Origin of the sequence: Streptomyces sp. 549 (genome assembly GCF_030124175.1) — a bacterium.
Lineage (GTDB): Bacteria > Actinomycetota > Actinomycetes > Streptomycetales > Streptomycetaceae > Streptomyces.
Genome location: NZ_JASKMT010000015.1, coordinates 26,667 through 49,700 on the forward strand (window position 1 = coordinate 26,667; position 23,034 = coordinate 49,700).

18 protein-coding genes are annotated in these 23,034 nt (G+C 73.0%); 13 read left to right on the forward strand and 5 right to left on the reverse strand.

The features are described from left to right. Positions 1-167 precede the first annotated feature (167 nt). Positions 168-809, reverse strand: a complete 642-nt coding sequence (locus QNO07_RS17525; protein WP_283993031.1) for a DUF3000 domain-containing protein — start codon at positions 807-809, stop codon at positions 168-170. 158 nt (positions 810-967) lie between these two features. On the opposite strand from QNO07_RS17525, the gene hemE reads away from it, so the two are divergent. From hemE to hemQ, 3 genes are read left to right on the forward strand one after another with little or no spacing between them, the layout of a single operon-like run. Further along, complete coding sequence (gene hemE / locus QNO07_RS17530; RefSeq protein WP_283993032.1) at positions 968-2,032, forward strand: uroporphyrinogen decarboxylase; 1,065 nt, start codon at positions 968-970, stop codon at positions 2,030-2,032. A 10-nt stretch (positions 2,033-2,042) separates the two neighbouring features. Further along, positions 2,043-3,461, forward strand: coding sequence for a protoporphyrinogen oxidase (hemG, locus tag QNO07_RS17535; RefSeq protein WP_283993033.1), 1,419 nt, complete (start codon positions 2,043-2,045; stop codon positions 3,459-3,461). A gap of 4 nt (positions 3,462-3,465) precedes the next feature. After that, positions 3,466-4,182, forward strand: coding sequence for a hydrogen peroxide-dependent heme synthase (gene hemQ, locus QNO07_RS17540; protein WP_283993034.1), 717 nt, complete (start codon positions 3,466-3,468; stop codon positions 4,180-4,182). Between the two features lie 54 nt (positions 4,183-4,236). Here the strand turns inward: hemQ and QNO07_RS17545 are convergent, their stop codons facing one another. Continuing rightward, positions 4,237-6,018, reverse strand: coding sequence for an alpha/beta hydrolase (locus QNO07_RS17545; protein ID WP_283993035.1), 1,782 nt, complete (start codon positions 6,016-6,018; stop codon positions 4,237-4,239). A gap of 311 nt (positions 6,019-6,329) precedes the next feature. Here QNO07_RS17545 and QNO07_RS17550 point away from each other — a divergent pair, with 311 nt between their 5' ends. Further along, on the forward strand, positions 6,330-8,069 hold the full coding sequence (locus QNO07_RS17550) for a BCCT family transporter (RefSeq protein WP_283993036.1): 1,740 nt from the start codon (positions 6,330-6,332) through the stop codon (positions 8,067-8,069). Between the two features lie 111 nt (positions 8,070-8,180). On the opposite strand, the gene QNO07_RS17555 is transcribed toward QNO07_RS17550, so the two are convergent. After that, entirely contained in the window at positions 8,181-9,056 is an 876-nt protein-coding gene (locus QNO07_RS17555; RefSeq protein ID WP_283993037.1) for a polysaccharide deacetylase family protein, read from the reverse strand. A gap of 219 nt (positions 9,057-9,275) precedes the next feature. Here QNO07_RS17555 and QNO07_RS17560 point away from each other — a divergent pair, with 219 nt between their 5' ends. Further along, a complete protein-coding gene (locus QNO07_RS17560) occupies positions 9,276-10,178 on the forward strand; it encodes an SDR family NAD(P)-dependent oxidoreductase (RefSeq protein ID WP_283993038.1) in 903 nt (300 codons plus the stop codon). A gap of 10 nt (positions 10,179-10,188) precedes the next feature. Here QNO07_RS17560 and zapE read toward each other — a convergent pair whose 3' ends face one another. Further along, entirely contained in the window at positions 10,189-11,289 is a 1,101-nt protein-coding gene (gene zapE, locus QNO07_RS17565; RefSeq protein WP_502961871.1) for a cell division protein ZapE, read from the reverse strand. Between the two features lie 66 nt (positions 11,290-11,355). Between zapE and QNO07_RS17570 the strand changes: the two genes are divergently transcribed. The 6 genes from QNO07_RS17570 (at position 11,356) to treY (ending at position 19,884) form a co-directional block, all read left to right on the forward strand. Then, entirely contained in the window at positions 11,356-12,138 is a 783-nt protein-coding gene (locus QNO07_RS17570; RefSeq protein ID WP_283993040.1) for a pyrimidine reductase family protein, read from the forward strand. A gap of 116 nt (positions 12,139-12,254) precedes the next feature. Beyond that, positions 12,255-12,722 carry an indole-3-glycerol phosphate synthase gene (locus tag QNO07_RS17575; RefSeq protein WP_283993041.1) on the forward strand — a complete coding sequence of 156 codons (468 nt, stop codon included), beginning with the start codon at positions 12,255-12,257 and terminating at the stop codon, positions 12,720-12,722. 395 nt (positions 12,723-13,117) lie between these two features. Further along, entirely contained in the window at positions 13,118-15,247 is a 2,130-nt protein-coding gene (gene betT / locus QNO07_RS17580; RefSeq protein WP_283993043.1) for a choline BCCT transporter BetT, read from the forward strand. A gap of 147 nt (positions 15,248-15,394) precedes the next feature. Continuing rightward, the gene (gene murC / locus QNO07_RS17585) at positions 15,395-16,810 is read left to right on the forward strand and encodes a UDP-N-acetylmuramate--L-alanine ligase (protein ID WP_283993044.1); all 1,416 of its coding nucleotides are present in this window, start codon (positions 15,395-15,397) and stop codon (positions 16,808-16,810) included. Continuing rightward, positions 16,810-17,217 carry a peptide-methionine (R)-S-oxide reductase MsrB gene (msrB, locus tag QNO07_RS17590; RefSeq protein WP_283993045.1) on the forward strand — a complete coding sequence of 136 codons (408 nt, stop codon included), beginning with the start codon at positions 16,810-16,812 and terminating at the stop codon, positions 17,215-17,217. Before murC ends, msrB begins: the two co-directional genes overlap by 1 nt. A 318-nt stretch (positions 17,218-17,535) precedes the next feature. After that, positions 17,536-19,884: a malto-oligosyltrehalose synthase gene (gene treY, locus QNO07_RS17595; RefSeq protein WP_283993046.1), complete on the forward strand. Its 2,349-nt coding sequence runs from the start codon at positions 17,536-17,538 to the stop codon at positions 19,882-19,884. A gap of 20 nt (positions 19,885-19,904) precedes the next feature. On the opposite strand, the gene QNO07_RS17600 is transcribed toward treY, so the two are convergent. Further along, on the reverse strand, positions 19,905-20,450 hold the full coding sequence (locus QNO07_RS17600) for an FHA domain-containing protein (protein WP_283993047.1): 546 nt from the start codon (positions 20,448-20,450) through the stop codon (positions 19,905-19,907). A 150-nt stretch (positions 20,451-20,600) separates the two neighbouring features. Here QNO07_RS17600 and QNO07_RS17605 point away from each other — a divergent pair, with 150 nt between their 5' ends. Both QNO07_RS17605 and treZ read left to right on the forward strand, forming a co-directional pair. Next, positions 20,601-21,080 carry a GNAT family N-acetyltransferase gene (locus tag QNO07_RS17605; RefSeq protein ID WP_283993049.1) on the forward strand — a complete coding sequence of 160 codons (480 nt, stop codon included), beginning with the start codon at positions 20,601-20,603 and terminating at the stop codon, positions 21,078-21,080. A 187-nt stretch (positions 21,081-21,267) separates the two neighbouring features. Continuing rightward, positions 21,268-22,992: a malto-oligosyltrehalose trehalohydrolase gene (treZ, locus tag QNO07_RS17610; protein ID WP_283993050.1), complete on the forward strand. Its 1,725-nt coding sequence runs from the start codon at positions 21,268-21,270 to the stop codon at positions 22,990-22,992. Positions 22,993-23,034: the final 42 nt, after the last annotated feature.

The window sequence follows — 23,034 nt, forward strand, 5'->3', positions numbered from 1 at the left end:
GAAACGAGCCGCTGCTGCCGGGTGGAAGGGTCAAAAGGACCTTCGGCAGCAACGCGGTCCTGCTTTAGGAGAAGATCACGAACGAGTGAGGATAAATTTCGCAATTCGGACACAGGGTCGAGCGGACCCGCACAGCAGTCCTGCTCGGAGCGGCTGTGGCCGTCCACTCAGAGCGGGTGCGGGCCACGGCGCGGCGGAAGCGGCACCACACCCCCACCCCCGTGCCGCCCGTCGCCGTGCTCCGGGGGCAGCCCGGCACACTGGCACAGCAGGTCGCACCACGCGGCGAGGTGCTCGGCGGTGTCCGGCACCCCCATCGGACCCATCGGCGTCCACGAGGCGCGGATCTCGATCTCCGCCTGCGGCACCCGGTCCGCCAGTGCGCCGAAGTAGTGCGACGAGGCCCGGGTGACCGTGCCGCCCGCCTGCCCGCACGCCACGGCTCTCGCCTGCAGCGCGCCCGTCAGCCACGACCAGGTGACCTCTGGCAGCAGTGGATCGGCGGCCATCTCAGCCTCCAGTTCGGCCCGCGTCAGTGTCACCACCCGGAACGTGCCCTGCCAGGAGTCCTGCCCCTGCGGATCGTGCAGCAGCACGAACCGCCCGTCGGCCAGCTCCTCCCCGTCCACCTCGACCGACGCCTCCACGGCGTGCGCGAAGGGTGCCAGCCGCTTGGGCGCCGGCATCGGGTCGATGCGCACCTCGGGACGGCAGGACACCCTGCCGAGCGCCGCCACCGCACGCCGGAAAGCCGGCGGAAGCGCATCGTCGTCGGGGCCTTCAGCCATCTGTGCTCGCGCCGCTGCCATGGGCGGAACAGTAGGCCGAAGCGCCCGCCCAACCCGGTAGGAACACCCCCGAACAGCCGATCCGCCCCACCGCGTTCTGTGACGCCGAACACCCGCGCACCGCGGTCCCGTTCCGGCCGAGTTGTCACCGGCACCGGCCCGCGTGGGAGACTGCGCCCGTGAGTGCCGATGACCGCCCCACGGGCCCGCCGAGCAAGACGTACGACTCCGCCTTCCTGAAGGCGTGCCGCCGCGAGCCGGTGCCGCACACGCCGGTCTGGTTCATGAGGCAGGCCGGCCGCTCGCTGCCGGAGTACCGCAAGCTCCGCGAGGGCATCGCCATGCTCGACTCCTGCATGCGGCCCGATCTGGTCACCGAGATCACCCTGCAGCCCGTGCGGCGGCACCAGGTGGACGCGGCGATCTACTTCAGCGACATCGTGGTCCCGCTCAAGGCCATCGGCATCGACCTCGACATCAAGCCCGGCGTCGGCCCGGTCGTCGCCCGGCCGATCCGCTCCCGCGCCGACCTGGCGCAGCTGCGCCCGCTGGAGCCCGACGACGTGGACTACGTGACGGCCGCGGTCGGCATGCTCACCGAGCAGCTCGGAACCACTCCGCTGATCGGATTCGCCGGCGCCCCCTTCACCCTGGCCAGCTACCTTGTGGAGGGCGGCCCGTCCCGCAACCACGAGCACACCAAGGCGATGATGTTCGGCGAGCCCGAGTTGTGGGCCGAACTGCTCGACCGCCTCGCCGGCATCACCTCCGCGTTCCTGAAGGTCCAGATCGAGGCCGGAGCCAGCGCGGTCCAGCTGTTCGACTCCTGGGTCGGCGCGCTCACGCCCGAGGACTACCGCACCCGGGTCATGCCCTCCTCCGCGAAGGTCTTCGACGCGGTGGCCGGCTACGGCGTGCCGCGCATCCACTTCGGCGTCGGCACCGGGGAACTGCTGGACCTGATGTCCGAAGCGGGCGCCGACGTGGTCGGCGCCGACTGGCGGGTGCCGCTCGACGAGGCCGCCCGCCGGGTCGGCCCCGGCAAGGCGATCCAGGGCAACCTGGACCCGGCCGTGCTGTTCGCCCCGCGTGAGGCCGTCGAGACGCAGGCCCGCCGGGTCCTGGACTCAGCCCGCGACCTGCCCGGCCACGTCTTCAACCTCGGCCACGGCGTGCTGCCCGACACCGACCCCGAGGCCCTCACCCGGCTCGTGGCGTACGTGCACGAGCAGACCGCGCGCTGAGGCGGCCGGCATGCGCGTCATCGTCGTCGGCGGCGGCATCAGCGGACTGGCCGCCGCCCACCGGCTGACCGAGGGCGGCGCCCACGTCACGGTGCTGGAGGCCGGGCAGCGGCTCGGCGGCAAGCTCATGACCGGAAGCGTCGCGGGCAGCACCGTCGACCTGGGCGCCGAGTCGCTGCTCGCCCGGCGCCCCGAAGCCGTGGACCTCGCGCGGGCCGTCGGCCTCACCGGCGCGCTCCAGCCGCCGGCCGTCGCCGGCGGCGCCATCTGGACCAGGGGCGCCGTCCGCCCCATGCCCGCCGGCCACGTCATGGGCGTGCCCGACGGCCCCGGAACCGTCGGCGAGGTGCTGTCCGCCGAGGGCCGGGCCCGCATCGGCGAGGAAGCGGACCTGCCGCCCACCGACCTGGGCACCGACGGCACCGACGTCGCCATCGGCACCTTCGTTGCCGAACGGCTCGGCCGCGAGGTCGTCGACCGCCTCGTCGAGCCGCTGCTGGGCGGTGTCTACGCGGGCGACGCCTACCGGATCTCGCTGCGGGCCGCAGTGCCCCAGCTGTTCGAGGCGGTCCGCAGCGAACCGTCGCTGCTCGCCGCCGTCCGGGCCGTCCGGCAGCGGGCCGCCGCCGCCCCGGTCGACGCACCCGTCTTCATGGGCGTCAGCGGCGGCGTGGGCCGCCTGCCGCAGGCCGTCGCCGACGCGGTGCGGGCCGCCGGCGGTGAGATCGTGCTCGGCGCGGACGTGCGCGGCCTGCGCAGGACCGGCCACGGCTGGCAGGTCACCGGCACGCACGGCTCACATGCCCTGCACGCTGTACACGAGGCCGACGCCGTGGTGATCGCCGTGCCCGCCCCGGCCGCCGCCCGGCTGCTCGCCGAGCAGGCACCGGCCGCCGCCACCGGGCTGTCCGGCATCGCGTACGCGTCCATGGCGCTGTGCACGCTCGCCTTCCGCCGCGCGGACATCGCCGAACCGCCCACCGGCAGCGGCTTCCTGGTGCCGCCGGTGGACGGGCGCACCATCAAGGCGTCCACCTTCGCCTCCAACAAGTGGCGGTGGATCGCGGACCAGGACCCCGGACTGTTCGTGCTGCGCACCTCCGTGGGCCGGCTCGGCGAGGAGGCGCTGCTGGACCGGGAGGACGGCGAACTGGTCGACCTCTCGCTGCACGACCTCAAGGAGGCCGTCGGCCTCACCGCCACCCCCGTCGACACCGCCGTCACCCGCTGGCACGCGGGCCTGCCGCAGTACGCGGTGGGGCACGTCGACCGGGTCGCCGCGGTCCGCGACGCCGTCGCGCGGGTGCCAGGGCTCGCCGTGTGCGGCGCCGCCTACGACGGCCTGGGCATCGCGGCGTGCGTGGCCGGGGGCCGGCAGGCAGCCGAGCAGACCCTGGCGCGGGCGTCGGGCGGGCAGGGGCGAGAATAGGGCCATGACTGCTGCACCGGAGAAAGCCCCCAACGCGGGCAAGAAGGCCAAGGACCTCAACGAGGTCATCCGCTACACCCTGTGGTCGGTCTTCCGGCTGCGCGACGTGCTCCCCGCCGACCGGTCCGGATACGCGGAGGAGGTCGAGGAGCTGTTCGAGCAGCTCGCCGCCAAGGACATCGTGGTGCGCGGCACCTACGACGTGTCCGGCCTGCGCGCCGACGCCGACGTCATGGTCTGGTGGCACGCGGAGACCTCCGACGCGCTCCAGGAGGCGTACAACCTCTTCCGCCGCACCCGGCTGGGACGCGCGCTGGTGCCGGTGTGGTCGAACATGGCGCTGCACCGCCCGGCGGAGTTCAACAAGTCGCACGTCCCCGCGTTCCTCGCCGACGAGCAGGCCCGCGAGTACGTCAGCGTCTACCCCTTCGTGCGCAGCTACGAGTGGTACCTGCTGCCCGACGAGGACCGTCGCCGGATGCTCGCCGACCACGGCAAGATGGCCCGCGGCTTCCCCGACGTGCGCGCCAACACCGTCGCGTCCTTCTCCCTCGGCGACTACGAGTGGCTGCTGGCCTTCGAGGCGGACGAGCTGTACCGCATCGTCGACCTGATGCGCCACCTGCGGGCCTCGGAGGCGCGTCTGCACGTGCGCGAGGAGGTGCCGTTCTACACGGGACGCCGCCGCGCCGTCGCCGAACTGGTCGCCGGACTGGCCTGAACCGTCCCGTCCGCCGCCGGGGACACCGGCCGTGCCCCCGGCGGCGGCTCGACGTCAGCGGCCGGCCACCGCAGGACGCGGCTCGTCGCCCGCGCCGGGCAGCGCGCGCCGCTGCACCTCGCCGTACACCGGCTCGGGCGACGGCCGGCCCTCGCAGTCGGTGTCGCCGTCCGGCACGGTGCCCTCCAGCAGGTAGCCCTCCAGATGCGTGTTGACGCAGGAGTTCGGTCCGCCGGACAACCCGTGCGAGCCCGCGTCGCGTTCGGTGACGAGCACCGACCCGGGCAGCCGCCGCCGCACCTCCAGCGCCCCCTCGTACGGGGTCGCCGCGTCACCGGTCGCCGCCAGCAGCAGCACCGGCGGCAGCTCACCGGGCGCCGTGCCCACCTCCACCGGCTCGCGCTGCTCGCCCTGCCAGTAGGCGCACGGCAGGTTCAGCCACGCGTTCTCCCAGGTCTCGAACGGCGCCTTGCGGGCCAGTTCGGTGTTGTCCCGGTCCCAGCGGGACCAGTTCCGCGGCCAGGGCGCGTCACCGCACTGCGTGGAGGTGTACACCGCGGAGCTGTTCTCCGCGGCGACCGCGCGGCGCGGGTCGCGCCGGGCGGTGCCGACCAGCGGCTTGCGGTTGCCCTTGCGGAACTCGGCCAGCTCGTAGGCGCGCCGCGCCCACACCTCGTCGCTGTAGCCGGTGTCGAGGTAGCTCTCCAGCAGTTCGCGCGGCCCCACCTCGCCGTTCGCCGGCTCCCGCTCCAACTCGTCGCGGACCGCGTCGAAGGAGCGCTGCACCTCCGCCTCGGTCCGGCCCAGGCCGTAGACGTCGTGGTGTCCGGCGACCCAGATCTTCCAGTCGCTCCACCGGTCCTCGAAGGCCAGCGACTGGGCCAGGTTGGAGCCGTACCAGATCTTCGCCGGGTCGGGGTCGACGACGGAGTCCAGCACCAGCCGGCGGACCCGCTCGGGGAAGAACGTGGCGTACACCGAGCCGATGTAGGTGCCGTAGGAGACACCCAGGTAGGACAGGCGGTCGCTGCCCAGCGCCGCCCGCAGCACGTCCAGGTCGCGGGCGTTGTCGGCGGTCGTGGAGTGGCCGAGCCGGTCGCCCTGCCGCTGCGCGCAGCCCTCCGCGTAGCGGGCGGCCTCGGCGTTCTTCTGCCGCTTGAACTCCTCCGACGGTTCGCGCGGCGACGGGTTGGGGGCCTGCCAGTACTCCTTCGGATCCTGGCACGACAGCGGCGCGGACCTGCCGACGCCTCGCGGTGCGAACCCCACCAGGTCGTAGGCGGTGTTGAGCTTCTTCCAGGTGCCGCCGAGCACCAGCGAGTACAGCGGGAAGTTCATGCCGCTGCCGCCGGGCCCGCCCGGGTTGTAGAGCAGTGGCCCCTGCCGGTCCTGCTGGTCGCCCGTCGCGGCGAGGCGGCTCACGGTGAGGTCCAGGGTGTCGCCGTCCGGGTTCCGGTAGTCGACCGGCACGGTGACCGTGCCGCAGCGCACCGGCTCCGGCAGCCTTTCCTCGGCCGCGCACGGACGCCAGTCCACTCCGGCCTCCGCGGCCCGGCTGCCGGCCACCGCCACGCCGCGGGCCTCGGCTGCGCCGTGCCGCTCGGCACCTGGGCGTTCGGCGCCGGGCCGTACGGCACCGGGGCGCGGCGCCAGGGGCCGGGCCGCCCACGGCGGATCGGGGTGCTCCCGGGCCGTCGAGAGCCGACCGGTGAACGTGCCGCCGTGCAGGTCCGCGAGCGGGTCCGCACCGGGAGATCCGGCGGCGGTCGCCGGACCGGCACCCACCGGCCCGGCCACCGTGGCGACCAGCACCATGGCCCCGAGAGCACCGAACACCGCTGTCCTTGTTGCTGACGTCACATGCACCCCTTCGTACCGATGGACAATCCGATGATCGGAGTGCGGTGTTCGGGGGTACACCACTGTGCGGCGGTGTCGCCGGCAGTCCTTCGAAAGGGTGGCGGTCGTTGCGCCGAGTGCGGTGGTACCGGGCATCGGTCCACCGACGGGTGCCACTTCGCGGCAGGCGCGCCTGCCTGCCTCGCCGGGCCGGTACCGCCCAGGGCCCCCACACCGGCGTGGGATAGCGTGCGCCGGAGCGGCCCGACCACCAACCGACTTGAAAACCCCACGTCAGGGACGTCTTGATGCACTCTCTACTGGCCTTCCTGGACCGGCTGCAACGCAGACTGGGGCTCAGGACCGACTCCGTCATCTTCTTCACCTCGGCGGCGCTCACGCTGGTCTTCGTCGCCGCCACCATCCTGCTGACGGACCAGGTCGACTCCGTGTTCCGTGTCGCGTCGGACTGGTTGAAGCGCAGCCTGGGCTGGTTCTACATCCTGGGCGTCACCTCGTTCCTGATCTTCCTGTTCTGGATCGCCGTCAGTCGGTACGGGCACGTACGGCTGGGACCCCAGGGGTCGCGGCCGGAGTACAGCAACCGGGCCTGGTTCGCGATGCTCTTCGCCGCCGGGATCGGCACGATCCTGATGTTCTGGGGTGTCGCCGAGCCGATCAGCCACTTCGCCGTCCCGCCGCAGAGCGGGGTCGACCCGCAGTCGGTGGAGGCTGCGGAGATGGCGATGGCGTACTCGCTGTACCACTTCGGCCTGCACACCTGGACGATCTTCTGCCTGCCCGGCCTGTGTTTCGCCTACTTCATCCACCGGCGGGGCCTGCCCTTCCGGGTCAGCTCGATCCTGCACCCGATCCTGGGCGAGCGCATCCACGGCCCGATCGGCAAGACCGTCGACATCACCGCGGTGATGGGCACGCTCTTCGGCGTCGCCGTCTCCATCGGCCTGGGCACGATGCAGATCAACAGCGGGCTGTCCGAGCTGTTCGGCATCGCGGAGAGCAGGACCGTGCAGCTCGCCATCATCGTGGTGGTCACCGCCATCGCGACGGCCTCCGTGGCGGCCGGCCTGGACAAGGGCATCAAGCGGCTGTCGAACATCAACATCAGCATGGCCGTCGGCCTGCTGCTCTTCGTCCTGGTGGCCGGTCCCACGCTGTTCCTGCTGCGCGGCGTCATCGAGACGACGGGCACCTACCTCAGCTCGCTGGTGCCGCTGTCGTTCTGGAACGACACGTTCGCCGACAGCGGCTGGCAGGGCAGCTGGACGGTCTTCTACTGGGCGTGGACGATCACCTGGTCGCCGTTCGTGGGCATCTTCATCGCCCGCATCTCCAAGGGCCGCACCATCCGCGAGTTCGTCCTGGGCGTGCTGGCGCTGCCGACCGCCTTCACCATCGTGTGGTTCAGCGTCTTCGGGCTCTCAGCGATCCGCCTCCAGATGGACGGCACCGCCGACCTGGTCGACGAGGTCGTCGAGCAGAACGACATCCCCGGCGCGCTCTTCGCCTTCCTGGACAGCTTCCCGTTCGCGACCTTCCTGGCAGCGGTGTCGGTCCTCATCGTGGTCATCTTCTTCACCACCTCGGCCGACTCCGCCTCGCTCGTGGTGGACGTGCTCACCGTCGGCACCGACGAGGGGCAGAGCCCGACCCGGCAGCGGGTGTTCTGGGCGATCACGGAGGGCGTGGTCGCCGGCACGCTGATCGCCGCGACCGGCACCGGCGGGCTCGCCGCGCTGGAGCAGGTCATCACCGTGGTGGGACTGCCGTTCTTCTTCATAGCGTTCCTGATGATGTACTCCCTGGTACGCGGTCTGCGTGCGGACTTCCCCGAGCTGGGCGGTCCGCCGCCGGGACTGCTGCAGGAGGACTCGGGACGGGGCAGGCGCCGCGGGCTGACCTGGCGGGCGGCACGGCCGCGGCAGCTCCCGTCCTCCGGTGCCCGCCGCCGGGCGAACGGCGGGGGCGGTAGGGGCGGTAGGGGCGGTGGAGGAGAAGCCGCCTCGGAGCGCGAGGGGCCCGGCTGAGCGAGGGATCTGCCTGAGGGAGGGTCAGAACGCTGGTGAGGCCCCGCGATCGGGGGGACGTCGCGGGGCCTCACACCTGTCAACGGGCAGCGGTGAGGCCAGGTTCCCGGCTCAGCTGACCGAGGCGGCGACGAGGTCGGAGACCTTCACGAACCGGTAGCCCCGCTCACGGAGCTCCGGCACGAGGCGGCGGACCGCCTCGGCGGTCGCCGGCGCCGCGCTGAGCGTGCAGTGCATCACCACCACCGACCCCGGCCGCACCCCGTCGAGCACCCGGGACACCACGTCGTCCGCGTCGTCGTTGAACGGGTCGCCGCTCATCACGTCCCACTGGATCGCGGTCGCGCCCTCGGCGCCCACCGCGCGCAGCGCCGCGTCGTCGTGGCAGCCGCCGGGAAAGCGGAAGTACGGCACCGGTTCCGGCACGCCGGCCGCGCGCAGGGCGGCGAACCCCTCGCGGACCTCGGCGCGCTGACGGCCCGGGTCCAGCACCGGCAGCCCGTGGCACGGTCCGGTGAAGGCGTGGTGGGAGAAGGAGTGGTTGCCCACCTCGAACAGCGGGTCACGTCCGATCGACCGGGCCTGACCGGGGTAGGTGCGCGCCCACATGCCCGTCATGAAGACGGTGGCCGGCACCTTCTCCCGGCGCAGCACGGAGATCAGGTCGGGGTTGTCGAACCGCTCGCCGCCGGCGGCGCGGTCGGTCTGGTCGGCCGTCATGTCGGCGTCGAAGGTGAGCGCCACGGTCCTGTCGGCGGTGTCGCGGGGACCGTTGAGGAAGACGGCGGCCCGTCCGCTGGCGGTGGCGGGCAGGGTCATGGGCTTCTGCGGGGCGGCGTCCGCGGCCGGGCCCGCCTTCTGCTGGGGTGCGACGGCCTGCGGGGCGGCCGCCTTCGAGGCGGGGGCTTCCGTGCTGCCGCAGGCCGCGGTGGCGGTGAGGGCGAGCACGCTGAGCGCCAGGACAACTCTTCGGAGTGGGATGATCACGCTGCGAACCTAGCCCGGTGGTCGGCCGGGGGCGCGCGGACTGACCCCTTCGGTCGAGGCGGGCAGCGCAATCGATGTACGCTTGACGCAAGCGAGACGGCGCGTATCGTCTCGCTAAGGTGCGAAGGCACCCACCTGTATCGCCGAGCCTGCTCCGGACCGCGAGACCGCCGGGCCCTGCGTGTCCACCGAGTACGCCGCCGAAGTGAAGGAATCCCCATGACCGTGCCCGCCGCCGCCCCGCACACCCCCTCCGCCTCGAAGCCGCTCTCCGCCGACCGGGTCTGGTTCGTCACCGGGGCGAGCCGGGGCCTGGGGCTGGCGTTCACCGAGGCCGCGCTCGCCGCCGGGGACCGGGTCGTCGCCGTCGCCAGGACCCTCGACGGGCTGGCTGCCCCGGCCGCCGAACACGGCGACCGGCTGCTCACCCTGCCCCTGGACGTCACCGACCGGGACGCCGTGCGCAACTCGGTCGACACCGCCGTGCGGCACTTCGGCCGGCTCGACGTGGTGGTGAACAACGCGGGCTTCCTCGCGGCGGGGATGGTCGAGGAGTTCACCGAGGCCGAGGCCCGCGCGCAGTTCGACACCAACTTCTTCGGCGCGCTGTGGGTGAGCCAGGCCGTGCTTCCCCACCTGCGGGCGCAGGGTGGCGGCCACCTCGTGCAGGTGTCCAGCATCGGCGCGCTGGCCGGATACCCGTTGTCCGGACTGTACGGCGCCAGCAAGTCCGCCCTGGAGGGCATGAGTGAGGCACTGGCCGCCGAGGTGGCGCCCTTCGGGGTGAAGGTCACCCTGGTCGAGCCCGGCGGCTACTGGACCGGTCTCTACACCACCGGCCTGGCCGCCACCACGCCCATGGTCGCCTACGCGCCCCTGCGGGCCGAACTGGAGAAGCAGTTCGCCGAAGGGTCCGTCGACAGCCTTCCCGAGCTGGCCGCGCGGGCCGTGCTGGAACTGGTCGACAGTGAGGAGCCGCCCCTGCGGCTGCTGCTGGGCAGCGCCGTCTACGACCTGGCGTTCGACATCACCCGCGGGCGGCAGGAGACCTGGGCGGCCTGGGAGCGGACGAGCCGCGCCGCCGAGCAGGCCGTGCCGGCGCCTCCCGGCTACGGCGCCTGAGTCACGGCCTTCACGAGCCGGTCAGGCTCTTGGCGTCGCGTGCCAGGGCGGTCAGCCGGGAGATCGCCCGGAAGTACTTCTTGCGGTACCCGCCGGACAGCATCTCCTCGCTGAACAACTGGTCGAACGGCCGGCCCGAGGCCAGCACCGGCACCTCGCGGTCGTACAGCCGGTCGGCCAGCACCACCAGGCGCAGCGCCGTCGACTGGTCCGGCACGGGTGTGACGTCGGTGAGGCAGACCGCCGAGACGCCGTCGCACAGCGCCCCGTAACGGCTGGGGTGGACCCGGGAGAGGTGGTCCAGCAGGGCGGGGAAGTCGTCCAGCGAGGCTCCCGGGGTGCGGTGTGCGGCCCGGGTGACCTGCTCGCCGTCCAGCGGCGGCGGGGCCTGCGGCAGGCCGCGGTGGCGGTAGTCCTCGCCGTCGATGCGCAGCGGCCGGAAGTGCGCGGACAGCCCCTGGATCTCCCGGAGGAAGTCCGCCGCCGCGAAGCGGCCCTCGCCCAGCTTGCCGGGCAGGGTGTTGGAGGTGGCGGCCAGTGCCACGCCCGACTCGACGAGGCGGCTGAGCAGGCTGGACACCAGCACGGTGTCGCCCGGGTCGTCCAGTTCGAACTCGTCGATGCACAGCAGGCGGTGCTCGCCCAGCGTGCGCACGGTCTGCTGGAAACCGAGCGCGCCGACCAGGTTCGTCAGCTCGACGAAGGTGCCGAACGCCTTGTGCTCGGGCGGCGCCGGTGTCGCGTGCCACAGCGAGGCCAGCAGGTGGGTCTTGCCGACGCCGTAACCGCCGTCCAGGTAGACGCCGCGCGGGCCCTCGGCGGCAGCCGGGGCCGACCGCCGCCAGAACCGGCGGAGCCGGCCGTCGCCGGAGGCCGTCGCGCCGCCCAGGCCGGCGGCGAAGCCGCCGAGCACGCGGACCGCCTCCGCCTGGCTGGGCTGCCCGGGGTCGGGCACGTAGGTGTCGAAGCGCACCGCGTCGAAGCGCGGCGGCGGCACCAGCTCGGCGACCAGGCGTTCGGCCGGGACGTGCGGCTCCCTGCCGGTCAGGGACGCCGGACGCCCGCCGGCGGGGGGAGCGGGCGGCTGCGGGGAGGCTGCGGAGGTCGGCACTCGGTCAACTCTACGGCGCCCGGCAGGGCGGGCGGCCCGGTAGTGGCCCGTGCCACACTGCGACGCATGCGACGTCTGTTCCCCGTCTCCGCCCACCAGTCCGATTCCGCCGATCGCCAGTGGAGCCTCGACGAGCTGGCCGACGCGTACGCCTATCCGCCCGGGGACGGGTCCGGCTGGCTGCGGGCCAACATGGTCGCGTCCGTGGACGGCGCCGCCCATCACCAGGGGCGCTCCCAGCCGCTGTCCGGCGCCGCCGACATGCGCGTCTTCGGAGTGCTGCGCGCGCTGGCGGACGCGGTGGTCGTCGGTGCTGAAACGGTTCGCCGGGAGGGCTACCGGCCGGCCCGCGCTCGGGAGGCGTTCGCCGCCCGGCGAGCGGCGGCCGGGCAGACGCCGGCCCCGGCTGTGGCGGTGGTCAGCGCGGGGCTGGACCTGGACTTCTCGGCGCCGCTGTTCACCGGGCCGCTCACCCCGACGCTGGTGGTCACCGGAGCACAGGCCCCGCCGGAGCGGGTCGCCGCGGCCCGCCGGGCGGGGGCGGAGGTGCTGGTCGCCGGCGACGGCGCGGGGGCGGATCCCGGGCGGGTGCCGGGTGTGCTCGCCGCGCGCGGGCTGACGCGGCTGCTCACGGAGGGCGGTCCGCGGGTGCTCGGCCAGTTCGCGGCGGCGGGTGTGCTGGACGAGCTGTGCCTGACGGTGTCCCCGCGGCTCGCCGGGGGAGAGGCCGAGCGCATCACCAGCGGCCCCGCGCTCGCGGTCCCGGCGGACTTCTCGCTGGAGGCCGTGCTGGAGGAGACCGGATACCTGTTCACCCGCTACCGACGGGCCCGTCAAGTAGCGGAATGACACGTTCCGTTTATCGTCGGTCGGGCAGACTGAAGAACGCGCACCCCGTGCGGACTCGGGGCAGGATGGTTTCTGTGCGGCTCCGGCGGGAGCCGTGGAAGAGAAGGGCACCGGCAGTGTTCACGAGCGTACTGATGATCGAGAAGCCGCTGGTGTCCGCGGACGTGGACCTCGTCACGACGCTTCACGGCGAGGAGGAGGTCTCCTTCGTCGTGCTCATGCAGCCGCGTGGGGACCAGGACCGGCTGCTGCGCGCACTGGACGACGTGGCTCTGGGTGAACTGGTCGACGCCGTGCAGGAGGGCGACGAGCCCGAGGGGGAGGAGGCGCTGCCCCCGGCCCGCCTCGCCCTGGAGCACTCACTGAGATCGCTGCGCGACGCGGGCGCGGAGGCGGTCGGGCAGATCATCGAGCACCACCCGCTGGACCTGCTCACCTCGGTGGTCGAGCAGACCGGGGCCGACGAGGTGATCGTGCTGACCGCGCCCCACCTGGTGGAGGAGTTCTTCCACCGAGACTGGGCCTCCCGGGCCCGGCACAAGGTGGGCGTTCCCGTACTCAAGCTGTTCGCCCACTCCGACTGACGCCTGGCCACGGCCGGACCCGCGACGTGGACAGAAAGCCGACAGAAGGCCGACAGAAGGCCGACAGACAACGGGCCGGAACGGCGGGCACGGAAATTCGGTAGGCCGTTTTGCCCGTGTCGTGTGCGTTGATCAAGCCGGTGGGCCGGATCATAATCAGCCCGTGGTGACTTGTTGCGTTCCGCCGGAAGGTGCGGACGTGTTGCGGAACGTGGTCCCAGCCGCCCCGCGCAGGCGGAACGCCCGCCGGCGCCGCATTCGCCTGACACCGGCCGGGCACGCGGAACGGCCGTGCACGACTCCGCCTTCCGCGTACGTGCGCGCCCCACCGCCGGGCCGGGACACGCCGTCCACCGTCGACTTCTGCCGACACCGCACTCAGAAGGGACATCACCGTGGCGACCGAGGGAGACAGCGGGAACGCGGCTGAGGGGACAATCGCCACCCCGGTGGCGGAACCACCGGGGGAGACACGTCTGAAGCCGGTGGTCTTCATCGGCTCCTCGTTCATGATCGTGGCCCTCTCCATCTGGGCGATCATCACGCCGACAGGCGCCGAGAACACCATCGGCGTCGTGGTGGACTGGATCTCCAACGTATTCGGCTGGTACTACTTCCTCGCCGCCACGCTCTATCTGCTGTTCGTCGTGTACGTCGCGATCTCCCGGTACGGGAGCATCAAACTTGGCCCCAAGCACTCCAAGCCCGACTACGGGTTGTTCGCCTGGGCGGCGATGCTGTTCGCCGCCGGCATCGGCATCGACCTGATGTTCTTCTCCGTCGCCGGGCCGGTGAACCACTACCTGGCGCCGCCCGAAGGCGACGCGGAGACGGTCGAGGCCGCCCGGCAGGCCGTGGTGTGGACGCTCTTCCACTACGGCATCACCGGCTGGGCCATGTACGCGCTGATGGGCATGGCGCTGGGCTACTTCGCCTTCCGCTACCGGCTTCCCCTGGCCATCCGCTCCGCGCTCTACCCGCTCATCGGCCGGCGCATCCACGGCCGGATCGGCGACTCGGTCGACCTCGCCGCCATCATCGGTACCGTCTTCGGCATCTCGGTGTCGCTCGGTATCGGCGTGGTGCAGCTCAACTACGGGCTGAACTTCCTCTTCGGCGTGCCCGAGGGGATTCCCGCGCAGATCTCCCTCATCGTCGTCGCGGTGCTGATGGCCACGGTGTCAGCGGTGGCCGGCGTGGACCGCGGTATCAGGCGGCTCTCCCAGCTCAACGTGCTGCTGGCGATCCTCCTGATGTTCTTCCTGCTGGTCGTCGACAGCCCCGTCCGGCTGCTCAACAGCCTCATCCTCAACATCGGCGACTACGTCAGCCGCTTCCCGTCGATGAGCCTCAACACCTTCGCCTACGACCCGCCCACCGAATGGCTCAACGCCTGGACGCTGTTCTTCTGGGCCTGGTGGATCGCCTGGGCGCCGTTCGTCGGACTGTTCCTGGCCCGCATCTCGCGGGGCCGCACCATCCGCCAGTTCGTCGCCGCCACTCTGGTGATCCCGTTCCTGTTCACGCTGACCTTCCTCTCCGTGTTCGGCAACAGCGCGCTCAGCGTGGTCCGCGGCGGCAACGACGCGTTCGGAACGAACGCGGTGGAGTCGCCCGAGCAGGGGTTCTACGGGCTGCTCGCCCAGTACCCGGGAGCGACGTTCAGCGCCGGTCTGGCCACCTTCGTCGGTCTGCTGCTCTACGTCACCTCCGCCGACTCCGGCGCTCTGGTGATGAGCAATCTCAGCTCCCACCTGCCCACGCCGATCACCGACGCCGCGGCCTGGGTGCGGATCTTCTGGGCGGCGGCCACCGGCCTGCTCACCCTGGCGATGCTGCTGGTCGGCGGAGTGGACGCGCTGACCAGCGCCACCATCATCATGGGGCTGCCGTTCTCGTTCGTGATGTTCCTGATCATGTGGGGGCTCTACAAGGCACTGCGCACCGAACGCATGCGCGAGGACGCCCTGAGCACGTCCCTGCCCGCGTCCCTGTCCGGGCGCACGCACCGCGACCAGGTCGCCGGCCGCAACTGGCGCCAGCGGCTGACCCGGGCACTGTCCTACCCCGGCAAGCGCGCCGGACAGCGCTTCGTGGTCGAGGTGTGCCGCCCGGCGCTCCAGGAGGTCGCCGCAGAACTGCAGAGCCAGGGCGTGGACGCGCAGGTCACGGAGGAGCCGGACGAGACCGTGGGCATCCCGCACGTGTGCATCAGGGTGCCGATCGGCGGGCGGGAGGAGTTCCTCTACCGGGTGTGGCCCATCGAGACCGCCGCGCCGGCCTTCGCCACCCGCTCGGTCACCGAGCACGACACCTACGTGCGCTTCGAGGTGCACCTGGGAGAGGGCAGCCAGGGCTACGACGTGATGGGCTACAGCAAGGAGCAGCTCATCGGCGACATCCTCGACCAGTACGAGCGGCACCTGGAGTTCCTGCGGCTGCACCGGGAGGCGTCGGCGCGTTCCGCACTGCCCGGCCACCGGCCAGACACGGCCGAGGCCGAACTCGCCGAGGGCGACGACTGACGCCCCCTCCCCCGGGGAAGCGGCCCCGGCCGCACGGCCGTCCCCGCTCGGCGGGGGCGGGCCGGGGCGCCGCCGGGGAGTGCGAGAATCCCTCAGGAACCGGCCGCACCCTGGCCGGACCGAGGACGACCTGAGGGAGACCCGCACATGGCACCGGCTGCCCCGCCCGGCATGGACAGGCCGCACTTCGTCGGTATCGGCGGAGCCGGTATGTCGGGCATCGCGAAGATCCTCGCCCAGCGCGGAGCGAAGGTGGCCGGCAGTGACAGCCGGGAGTCGGCGTCCGTCGTGGCGCTGCGCGCACTGGGCGCCACCGTGCACCTGGGCCACGCCGCCGAGCACCTCGACGCGGCGAGCACCGCCGTTGTCGTCTCCTCCGCCATCCGCGCGGACAACCCGGAGCTGAAGGCCGCCGAGCAGCTCGGCATCCCGGTGGTGCACCGCTCGGACGCGCTCGCCGCCCTCATGGACGGGCTGCGCCCCGTCGCCGTCGCCGGCACCCACGGCAAGACCACCACCACGTCGATGCTCGCCGTCAGCCTGCGCAGCCTCGGCCTCGACCCGTCCTACGCCATCGGCGGCGACCTGGACGCGCCCGGTTCCAACGCCCACCACGGCACGGGCGAGATCTTCGTCGCCGAGGCGGACGAGAGCGACCGCAGCTTCCACCGCTACGCGCCCGAGGTCGCCATCATCCTCAACGTGGAGCTGGACCACCACGCCAACTACGCGTCGATGGAGGAGATCCACGCCTCCTTCGAGACGTTCGTCGGCCGGGTCCGGCCCGGCGGGACGCTGGTGGTCTCCGCGGACCACGAGGGTGCGCGCGAACTGACCTCCCGCGTCCGCGGTCGGGACGGCCTGACCGTGGTCACCTACGGCGAGTCGGCGGACGCCGACGTGCGGGTGCTGTCCGTCGTGCCGCGCGGCCTGACCAGCGAGGTCACCGCCGAGATCGGCGGTGAGCGGCTGACGTTCACCGTCTCCGTACCCGGCAGCCACTACGCGCACAACGCGGTCGCCGCGCTCGCCGCGGGCGCCGCCGCCGGCATCGAGCCCGCCGTGCTCGCGCCCGCGCTCGCCTCCTACACCGGAGTGAAGCGCCGCCTCCAGCTGCTCGGTGAGGCGGCCGGCGTGCAGGTGATCGACTCCTACGCCCACCATCCCACCGAGATGACCGCGGACCTCGCCGCGATCCGCGGCGCCCTCGCCGACCGCCCCGGCAGCCGGGTGCTCGTCGTCTTCCAGCCGCACCTGTTCAGCCGCACCCAGGAGCTCGGCACCGAGATGGGCCAGGCCCTGGCCCTGGCCGACGCCTCCGCGGTGCTGGACATCTACCCGGCCCGGGAGGACCCGATCCCGGGTGTGACCAGCGCACTCATCGTCGACGCGGCCCGAGCCGCGGGCGCCGACACCCGGCCCGTGCACAGCATGGCGGAGATCCCCGGACTGCTGGCCGGAATGACCCGGCCGGGGGACCTTGTTCTCACCATGGGGGCAGGCGACGTGACCGACCTCGGTCCCGGCATCCTGTCCCGCCTGGAGAACGGAGACCACGGCTGATGTCCTACGAGATCGAGAAGCCCGACGAGCAGTGGCGCGCCGAGCTGAGCCCCGAGGAGTACCGGGTACTGAGGAACGCCGGCACCGAGCCCGCCTTCGTCGGCGAGTACACCGACACCAGGACCGAGGGCGTGTACAGCTGCCGTGGCTGCGGCAGCGAGCTGTTCCGCTCCGACACGAAGTTCGACTCGCACTGCGGATGGCCGTCGTTCTTCGACCCGGCCGACTCCGACGCCGTCGAACTGCTGCACGACTCCTCGATGGGCATGACCCGCACCGAGGTGCGCTGCGCTCGCTGCGGCTCGCACCTGGGGCATGTCTTCTCCGGCGAGGGCTATCCCACACCCACCGACCAGCGCTACTGCATCAACTCGATCTCGCTGCGTCTGGAGCCCGCGCAGAGCTGAGTTCACCCACCGGGCGCCATTTCGAGGCGCGGGCGGCCCGCCCGTCGAACCGAGGGTGGAGCCCGCCCGCGCCACGAGGCGCCGACCGGGGAGCACCGGGGGTGTCCCGGAGCCCCGGCCGACGCCGGCGGGGGGTGGCGATCGTGCGCGCCGGGAACAGAGTAGGACGCCCGACCCGGCCGGTGGATCAGGCGTCAGGACGATCCGCCCCCGCCGACCGGCGGGGGCGCGAGCCGCCGCCGACGTGGCGGAACCCGACCTGCCCGGCGCGCGGCGGGCCGCCTTGACGGCTCGTCCACTCCGGCGAAGACTTCCGGTGTGTCCTCGCCGGCAGCGCCTTCCGCTCGGGTCCCGACCGCCACCTACCGACTGCAGATCCAGCCGGACTACCCCCTTCCGGCCGCAGCGCTCGACGTGCCGTACCTGGCGTCGCTGGGCGTCTCCCACCTGCACCTGTCGCCCGTGCTGGAAGCCGTGCCCGGCTCCGGCCACGGCTACGACGTGACCGACCCCGCCCGGGTCCGCGCCGAACTCGGCGGCGAGCAGGGACTGCGGGCCCTCTCCCGGACCGCCGCGGAGCACGGGCTGCGGCTGGTCCTCGACATCGTGCCCAACCACATGGCGCTGCCCGCCGACACCTCACTCAACCGGCCGCTGTGGGAGGTGCTGCGGCACGGGCCGCAGTCGCCCTGGGCCCGCTGGTTCGACATCGACTGGGCGGCCGGCGGCGGCCGGATCCTGCTGCCCGTCCTCGGCGGCCGACTCGGCTCCCAACTCGACGCGCTCTCCGTCGTCAACGGCGAACTCCGCTACGGCCCGCACCGGTTCCCGCTCCGCGACGGCACGGCGGACCTGCCGCTGCCCGCACTGCTCGACGCCCAGCACTACCGGCTCGCCTGGTGGCGCCTGGCCCGCACCGACCTCAACTACCGCCGGTTCTTCTCCATCTCGGAGCTGATCGGCGTCCGCGTCGAGGACGAGGAGGTCTTCGGCGCCGTCCACGAGCGGGCCCTCGCCCTGCTGCGGGACGGCGTGGCCCACGGACTGCGCATCGACCACCCCGACGGCCTCACCGACCCGGCCCGGTACCTGCGCCGCCTGCACGCCGCCACCGGCGGCACCTGGACGGTGGTGGAGAAGATCCTCGCCGCCGACGAGCGGCTGCCGGCGGACTGGCCCGCCGACGGCACCACCGGCTACGACGCCCTCCGGCACCTCGACGGACTGTTCGTCGACCCGCAGGGCGTGCGCGAACTCAGCCGCTCCTATGCGAAGTTCACCGCCGTCCCCGCCGACCGCGGCGCCGACTGGGCGGCGACGGTCCGCGCCGCCGCCCACGAGGTGATCGGCCACGAGCTGGCCGCCGAGGTCGCCCGCCTGGTGCGGGCCGCCCGCCGCATCCTCGACGACTCGCCCGACCCGGCACTGCGCGACCACGCCGACTGGGCCCTGGCCACCGCCGTACGCGAGATCCTGGTCAGACTGCCCGTCTACCGCGTGTACCCGCCGACCGGGCCGGAGGAGACGGCGCTGCTCACCGCCGCCGCCCGGGACGCACGCAGCGCATTCGCCGTGCCGGAGGAGGCGGAGACACTGGACGTGGTCTGCCGACTCGCCTGCGACCACCCCGAGTTCGCCCCGCGCTTCGCCCAGGTCAGCGCGGCGCTGCGGGCCAAGTCCGTGGAGGACACCGCCTTCTACCGCTACATCCCGCTGCTCTCCGCAGCGGAGGTCGGCGGCGACCCCGGACGGCCCGCGGTGGACCCGGCCGAGTTCCATGCCTTCTGCACCCGCGTCCAGCGGGACTGGCCGGCCACCGGCACCGTGCTGTCCACCCACGACGCCAAGCGCAGCGCGGACGTGCGCGCCTCGCTCGCGGTGCTCAGCGAGTGCCCCGAACGCTGGACCGCCCTGCTGGAGCAGGTCACCGGCGGCGGTACCGACCGGCACACCGCCTGGCTGGTCTGGCAGACCGCCTTCGGACTGGGTGAGGCCGACCGCGACCGGCTGCTGCCCGCCGTGCTCAAGTCGGTGCGCGAAGCCGGGCTGCGCACCAGTTGGACCGAGCAGGACGCCGCCTACGAGGCCGAGGTGGAACGCCTCGTCGAGGACGGGCCCTGCGGTCCGCCGGGGCGCGCGCTCGGCGCGCTGGCGGACGAACTGGACGGCGCCGCCCGTGGCAACACGCTGGGCATGGCGCTGCTGCACCTCACCATGCCGGGCGTGCCCGACCTCTACCAGGGCACCGAGCGCCCCTACCGGGCCCTGGTGGACCCCGACAACCGGGCGCCGCAGCGCTTCCCCGAGCCGCTGCCGTCCGGTGAACCGCCCGCCGGGGCGGGGGAGAAGCTGCGCCTGACCGTCACCGCCCTGCGGCTGCGCCGCGCACATCCGCAGTGGTTCGGCGCCGACGGCGACTACCGGCCGCTGTCCGCCGACGGCCCGGCCGCCGCGCACTGCGTGGCGTTCGTGCGGGCGGACCGCGTGCTGCCGGTGGCCACCCGCCTCTCCCGCCGCCTCGCGGAGCGCGGCGGCTGGGCGGGGACCGTGCTGCCGCTGCCCGCCGGGCAGTGGCGCGACGCGCTGACCGACCGCACCTTCGAGGGCCCCTGCCCGCTGGCGGACCTGCTCACGGACAGCCCCGTGGCACTGCTCGTCAGGCAGTGAGTGAACTCGGGGGCGAGCCGTCAGGGAGCGGTGAGGCGGAATCCGACCTGGCCGAACCGGACCTGGTCACCGGACCGGACGGCGATGGACCCCGTCAGCCGACGGCCGTTCACCCAGGTGCCGTTGGCCGAGCCGAGGTCGCGCAGCTGCCAGCCGGTGCCGGTGTGCCTCAGCTGCGCGTGCGCGCGGGAGACGGTGTGGTCGTTGAGCCGCAGCACGGAACCCGGCGCCCGGCCGATCGACAGCGGGTAGGGGCCGGGCCCCGGCAGCAGCAGCTCGGGCAGGCGTTCGGCACGCCAGGCCCGGCGCAGCCGCTGGGAGAACGCGGAGGCCCGGCTCACCGTGCGCAGCAGCAGCCCCGGGCCTGTGCGCTGCGGGCCCAGGTCGTGCACCGCGGCGTGCAGTTCGTCGGGTCTGCGGGCGAGCAGGACCAGTTCCATCCGGCGGGCGAAGGTGTTCTGCGAGACCTGGCCCCGCACCGCGCTCTCCCGCAGCACGTCGAGGGCACGTTCCCGTTCCGCGTCGGAGACCCGCGGGGGCTGCGCGCCGAACTCGAGTGACGTCATGAGCCCTGATTCTCCCGGGAGCGACGGGGGCTGTCCACAGGGGACATGTCCCCAGCCCGTCACAGTCGTCCGGCGGCGGCGAGCGGGACGCAAGCCACGCATGTTTCTTCGGTCGACTCCCGCGATGCACGCGGCGCTAGGGTCGGGTGCATGGCTTCCCCAGATGTCACCCTGCGTCCTGTGCATCCCAGCGATCTGCCGGTCTTCTTCCGGCACATGAGTGACCCCGAGTCGAACCGGATGGCCGCCTTCACCGCTGAGGACCCGACGGACCGGGCCCACTTCGACGCCCACTGGAAGCGTGTCCTCGCCTTGCCCGACGTCGTCACCCGCACCGTGCTCGCGGACGGCGACGTGGTCGGGCACGCGGCCGTCTACGGCGAGCCGGGCGAGCGGGAGGTCACGTACTTCATCGATCGCTACTACTGGGGGCGGGGCATCGCGACCGCGGCGCTACGCGGGCTGCTCGCCGAGGTCCGCGAACGCCCGCTGCTCGCCCAGACGGCGGCGGACAACACCGGATCGGTACGGGTCCTGGAGAAGTGCGGCTTCAAGGTCGTCGGCGAGGACCGGGGCTTCGCGCACGCGCGGGGAGCGGAGATCGACGAACTGGTGCTGCGGTTGGACTGACCGTTCCCCAGCTGCTGGAAATCCCGTGGCGCGGGCCGCGTTCCGGGCTGCGCCCGGCGACAGCGAGCCGGTCGTGCTGGACTTCCTCCACTGGTGCCCGTCGCCCGGCCGGCCTCCGCCCCGCCGCGCCACGCGCGGGGCGGGGGCCTTCTGGCGTTGCGGGGGCACCTCCTTGAGCATGGTGCCCATGCGCTTCGAGGTGTGGGCACCACACGCGTCAACCGTCACCCTGCAACTGGACGGGCAGGAACATCCCATGGCCGGTGACCCGGCCCGGCAGGGCTGGTGGGCCGCCGAGGCCGCGGCGGCGGCCGGGTCCCGTTACGGCTTCCGGCTGGACGGCGACCCGGCCCGTCCCGACCCGCGGTCGTTGCGCCTGCCGGAAGGCCCCGAGGGGCTGAGCGCCGTCGTGGATCACGCGGCGTTCCCGTGGCGCCACGACTGGCCGGGGCGCGGCCCGGCCGGGGCGGTGCTCTACGAGCTGCACGTCGGTACCTTCACCGCGGCGGGCACCTTCGACGCCGCCGCCGAACGGCTGGACCACCTCGCTGACCTGGGCGTCACCCATGTAGAGCTGATGCCGGTCTGCTCCTTTCCCGGCCGGCACGGCTGGGGCTACGACGGCGTGGCGCCCTGGTCGGTGCACGAGCCGTACGGCGGCCCGGACGGTCTGAAGCGCTTCGTCGACACGGCGCACGGACTGGGGCTGGGCGTGGTCCTGGACGTGGTGCACAACCACCTCGGGCCGTCCGGCAACCAGCTCCCGTCGTACGGCCCGTACTTCACCGAGCGCCACCACACGCCGTGGGGTGCGGCCATCAACCTCGACGCCCCCGGTTCCGACGAGGTCCGCGACTACCTGATCGGCAGCGCGCTCGGCTTCCTGCGCGACTACCGGCTGGACGGTCTGCGGCTCGACGCCGTGCACGCACTCGTCGACACCCGTGCCGAGCACTTCCTCGCGCAGCTCTCCGCCTCCGTCGACGCGCTCGGCGCCGAGCTGGGCCGGCCGCTGTTCCTGATCGCCGAGTCCGACCAGAACGACCCGCGCACCACGGCGGCACGCGCACAGCACGGACTGGGTCTGCACGGTCAGTGGAACGACGACTTCCACCACGCCCTGCACACCGCGCTCACCGGCGAGGCGCAGGGCTACTACGCGGACTTCGCCCAAGCCCCCATGGCCGCCCTCGCCCGAACCCTGACCGGCGGCTTCTTCCACGACGGCGGGTACTCCGCCTTCCGCGGGCGGCGCCACGGCCGCCCGCTGGACCGGGAGGCCACCGAGGCGGGGCGCCTCGTCGTCTACGCCCAGACCCACGACCAGGTCGGCAACCGCGCGCTCGGCGACCGGCTGGCCGCGGGCATCAGCCCGGAGCTGGCGGCCTGCGCCGCCGCGATGGTGCTGTGCGGACCTGCCACGCCGATGCTGTTCATGGGGGAGGAGTGGGGGGCCCGCACCCCGTGGCAGTACTTCACCGACCACACCGACCCGGAGCTGGCCGAAGCCGTCCGGCAGGGGCGGCGCCGCGAGTTCGCCGCACACGGCTGGACGGCGGCGGAGATCCCCGACCCGCAGGACAGTGCCACCAGGGACCGCTCCTGCCTGGACTGGGACGAGCGGGAGCGGGGGCCCCACGCCCGGCTGCTGGAGTGGTCCCGCACGCTCCTGGCCCTGCGCCGGGCACACGTGGCGCCCGGCAGCGCGCTGGCCGGTGTGCGGGCGGAGTACGACGAGCAGGCCCGGTGGCTCACCGTGCGCCACAGCGGTCTGCTCGTCGCGGTCAACCTCGGCGACGAGCCGGCCGAGGTGCCCGGCACCGGCACCGGCCGCCTGCTGGCCGCCAGCCGCCCGCGCTCCGGGCCGCTGCTGCCGCCGCACAGCGCCGAGATCCGCCACACAGGCACCTGACCCGCGCCCGGACCGGCCGGTCGGAGCACCCGGACCGGCCGG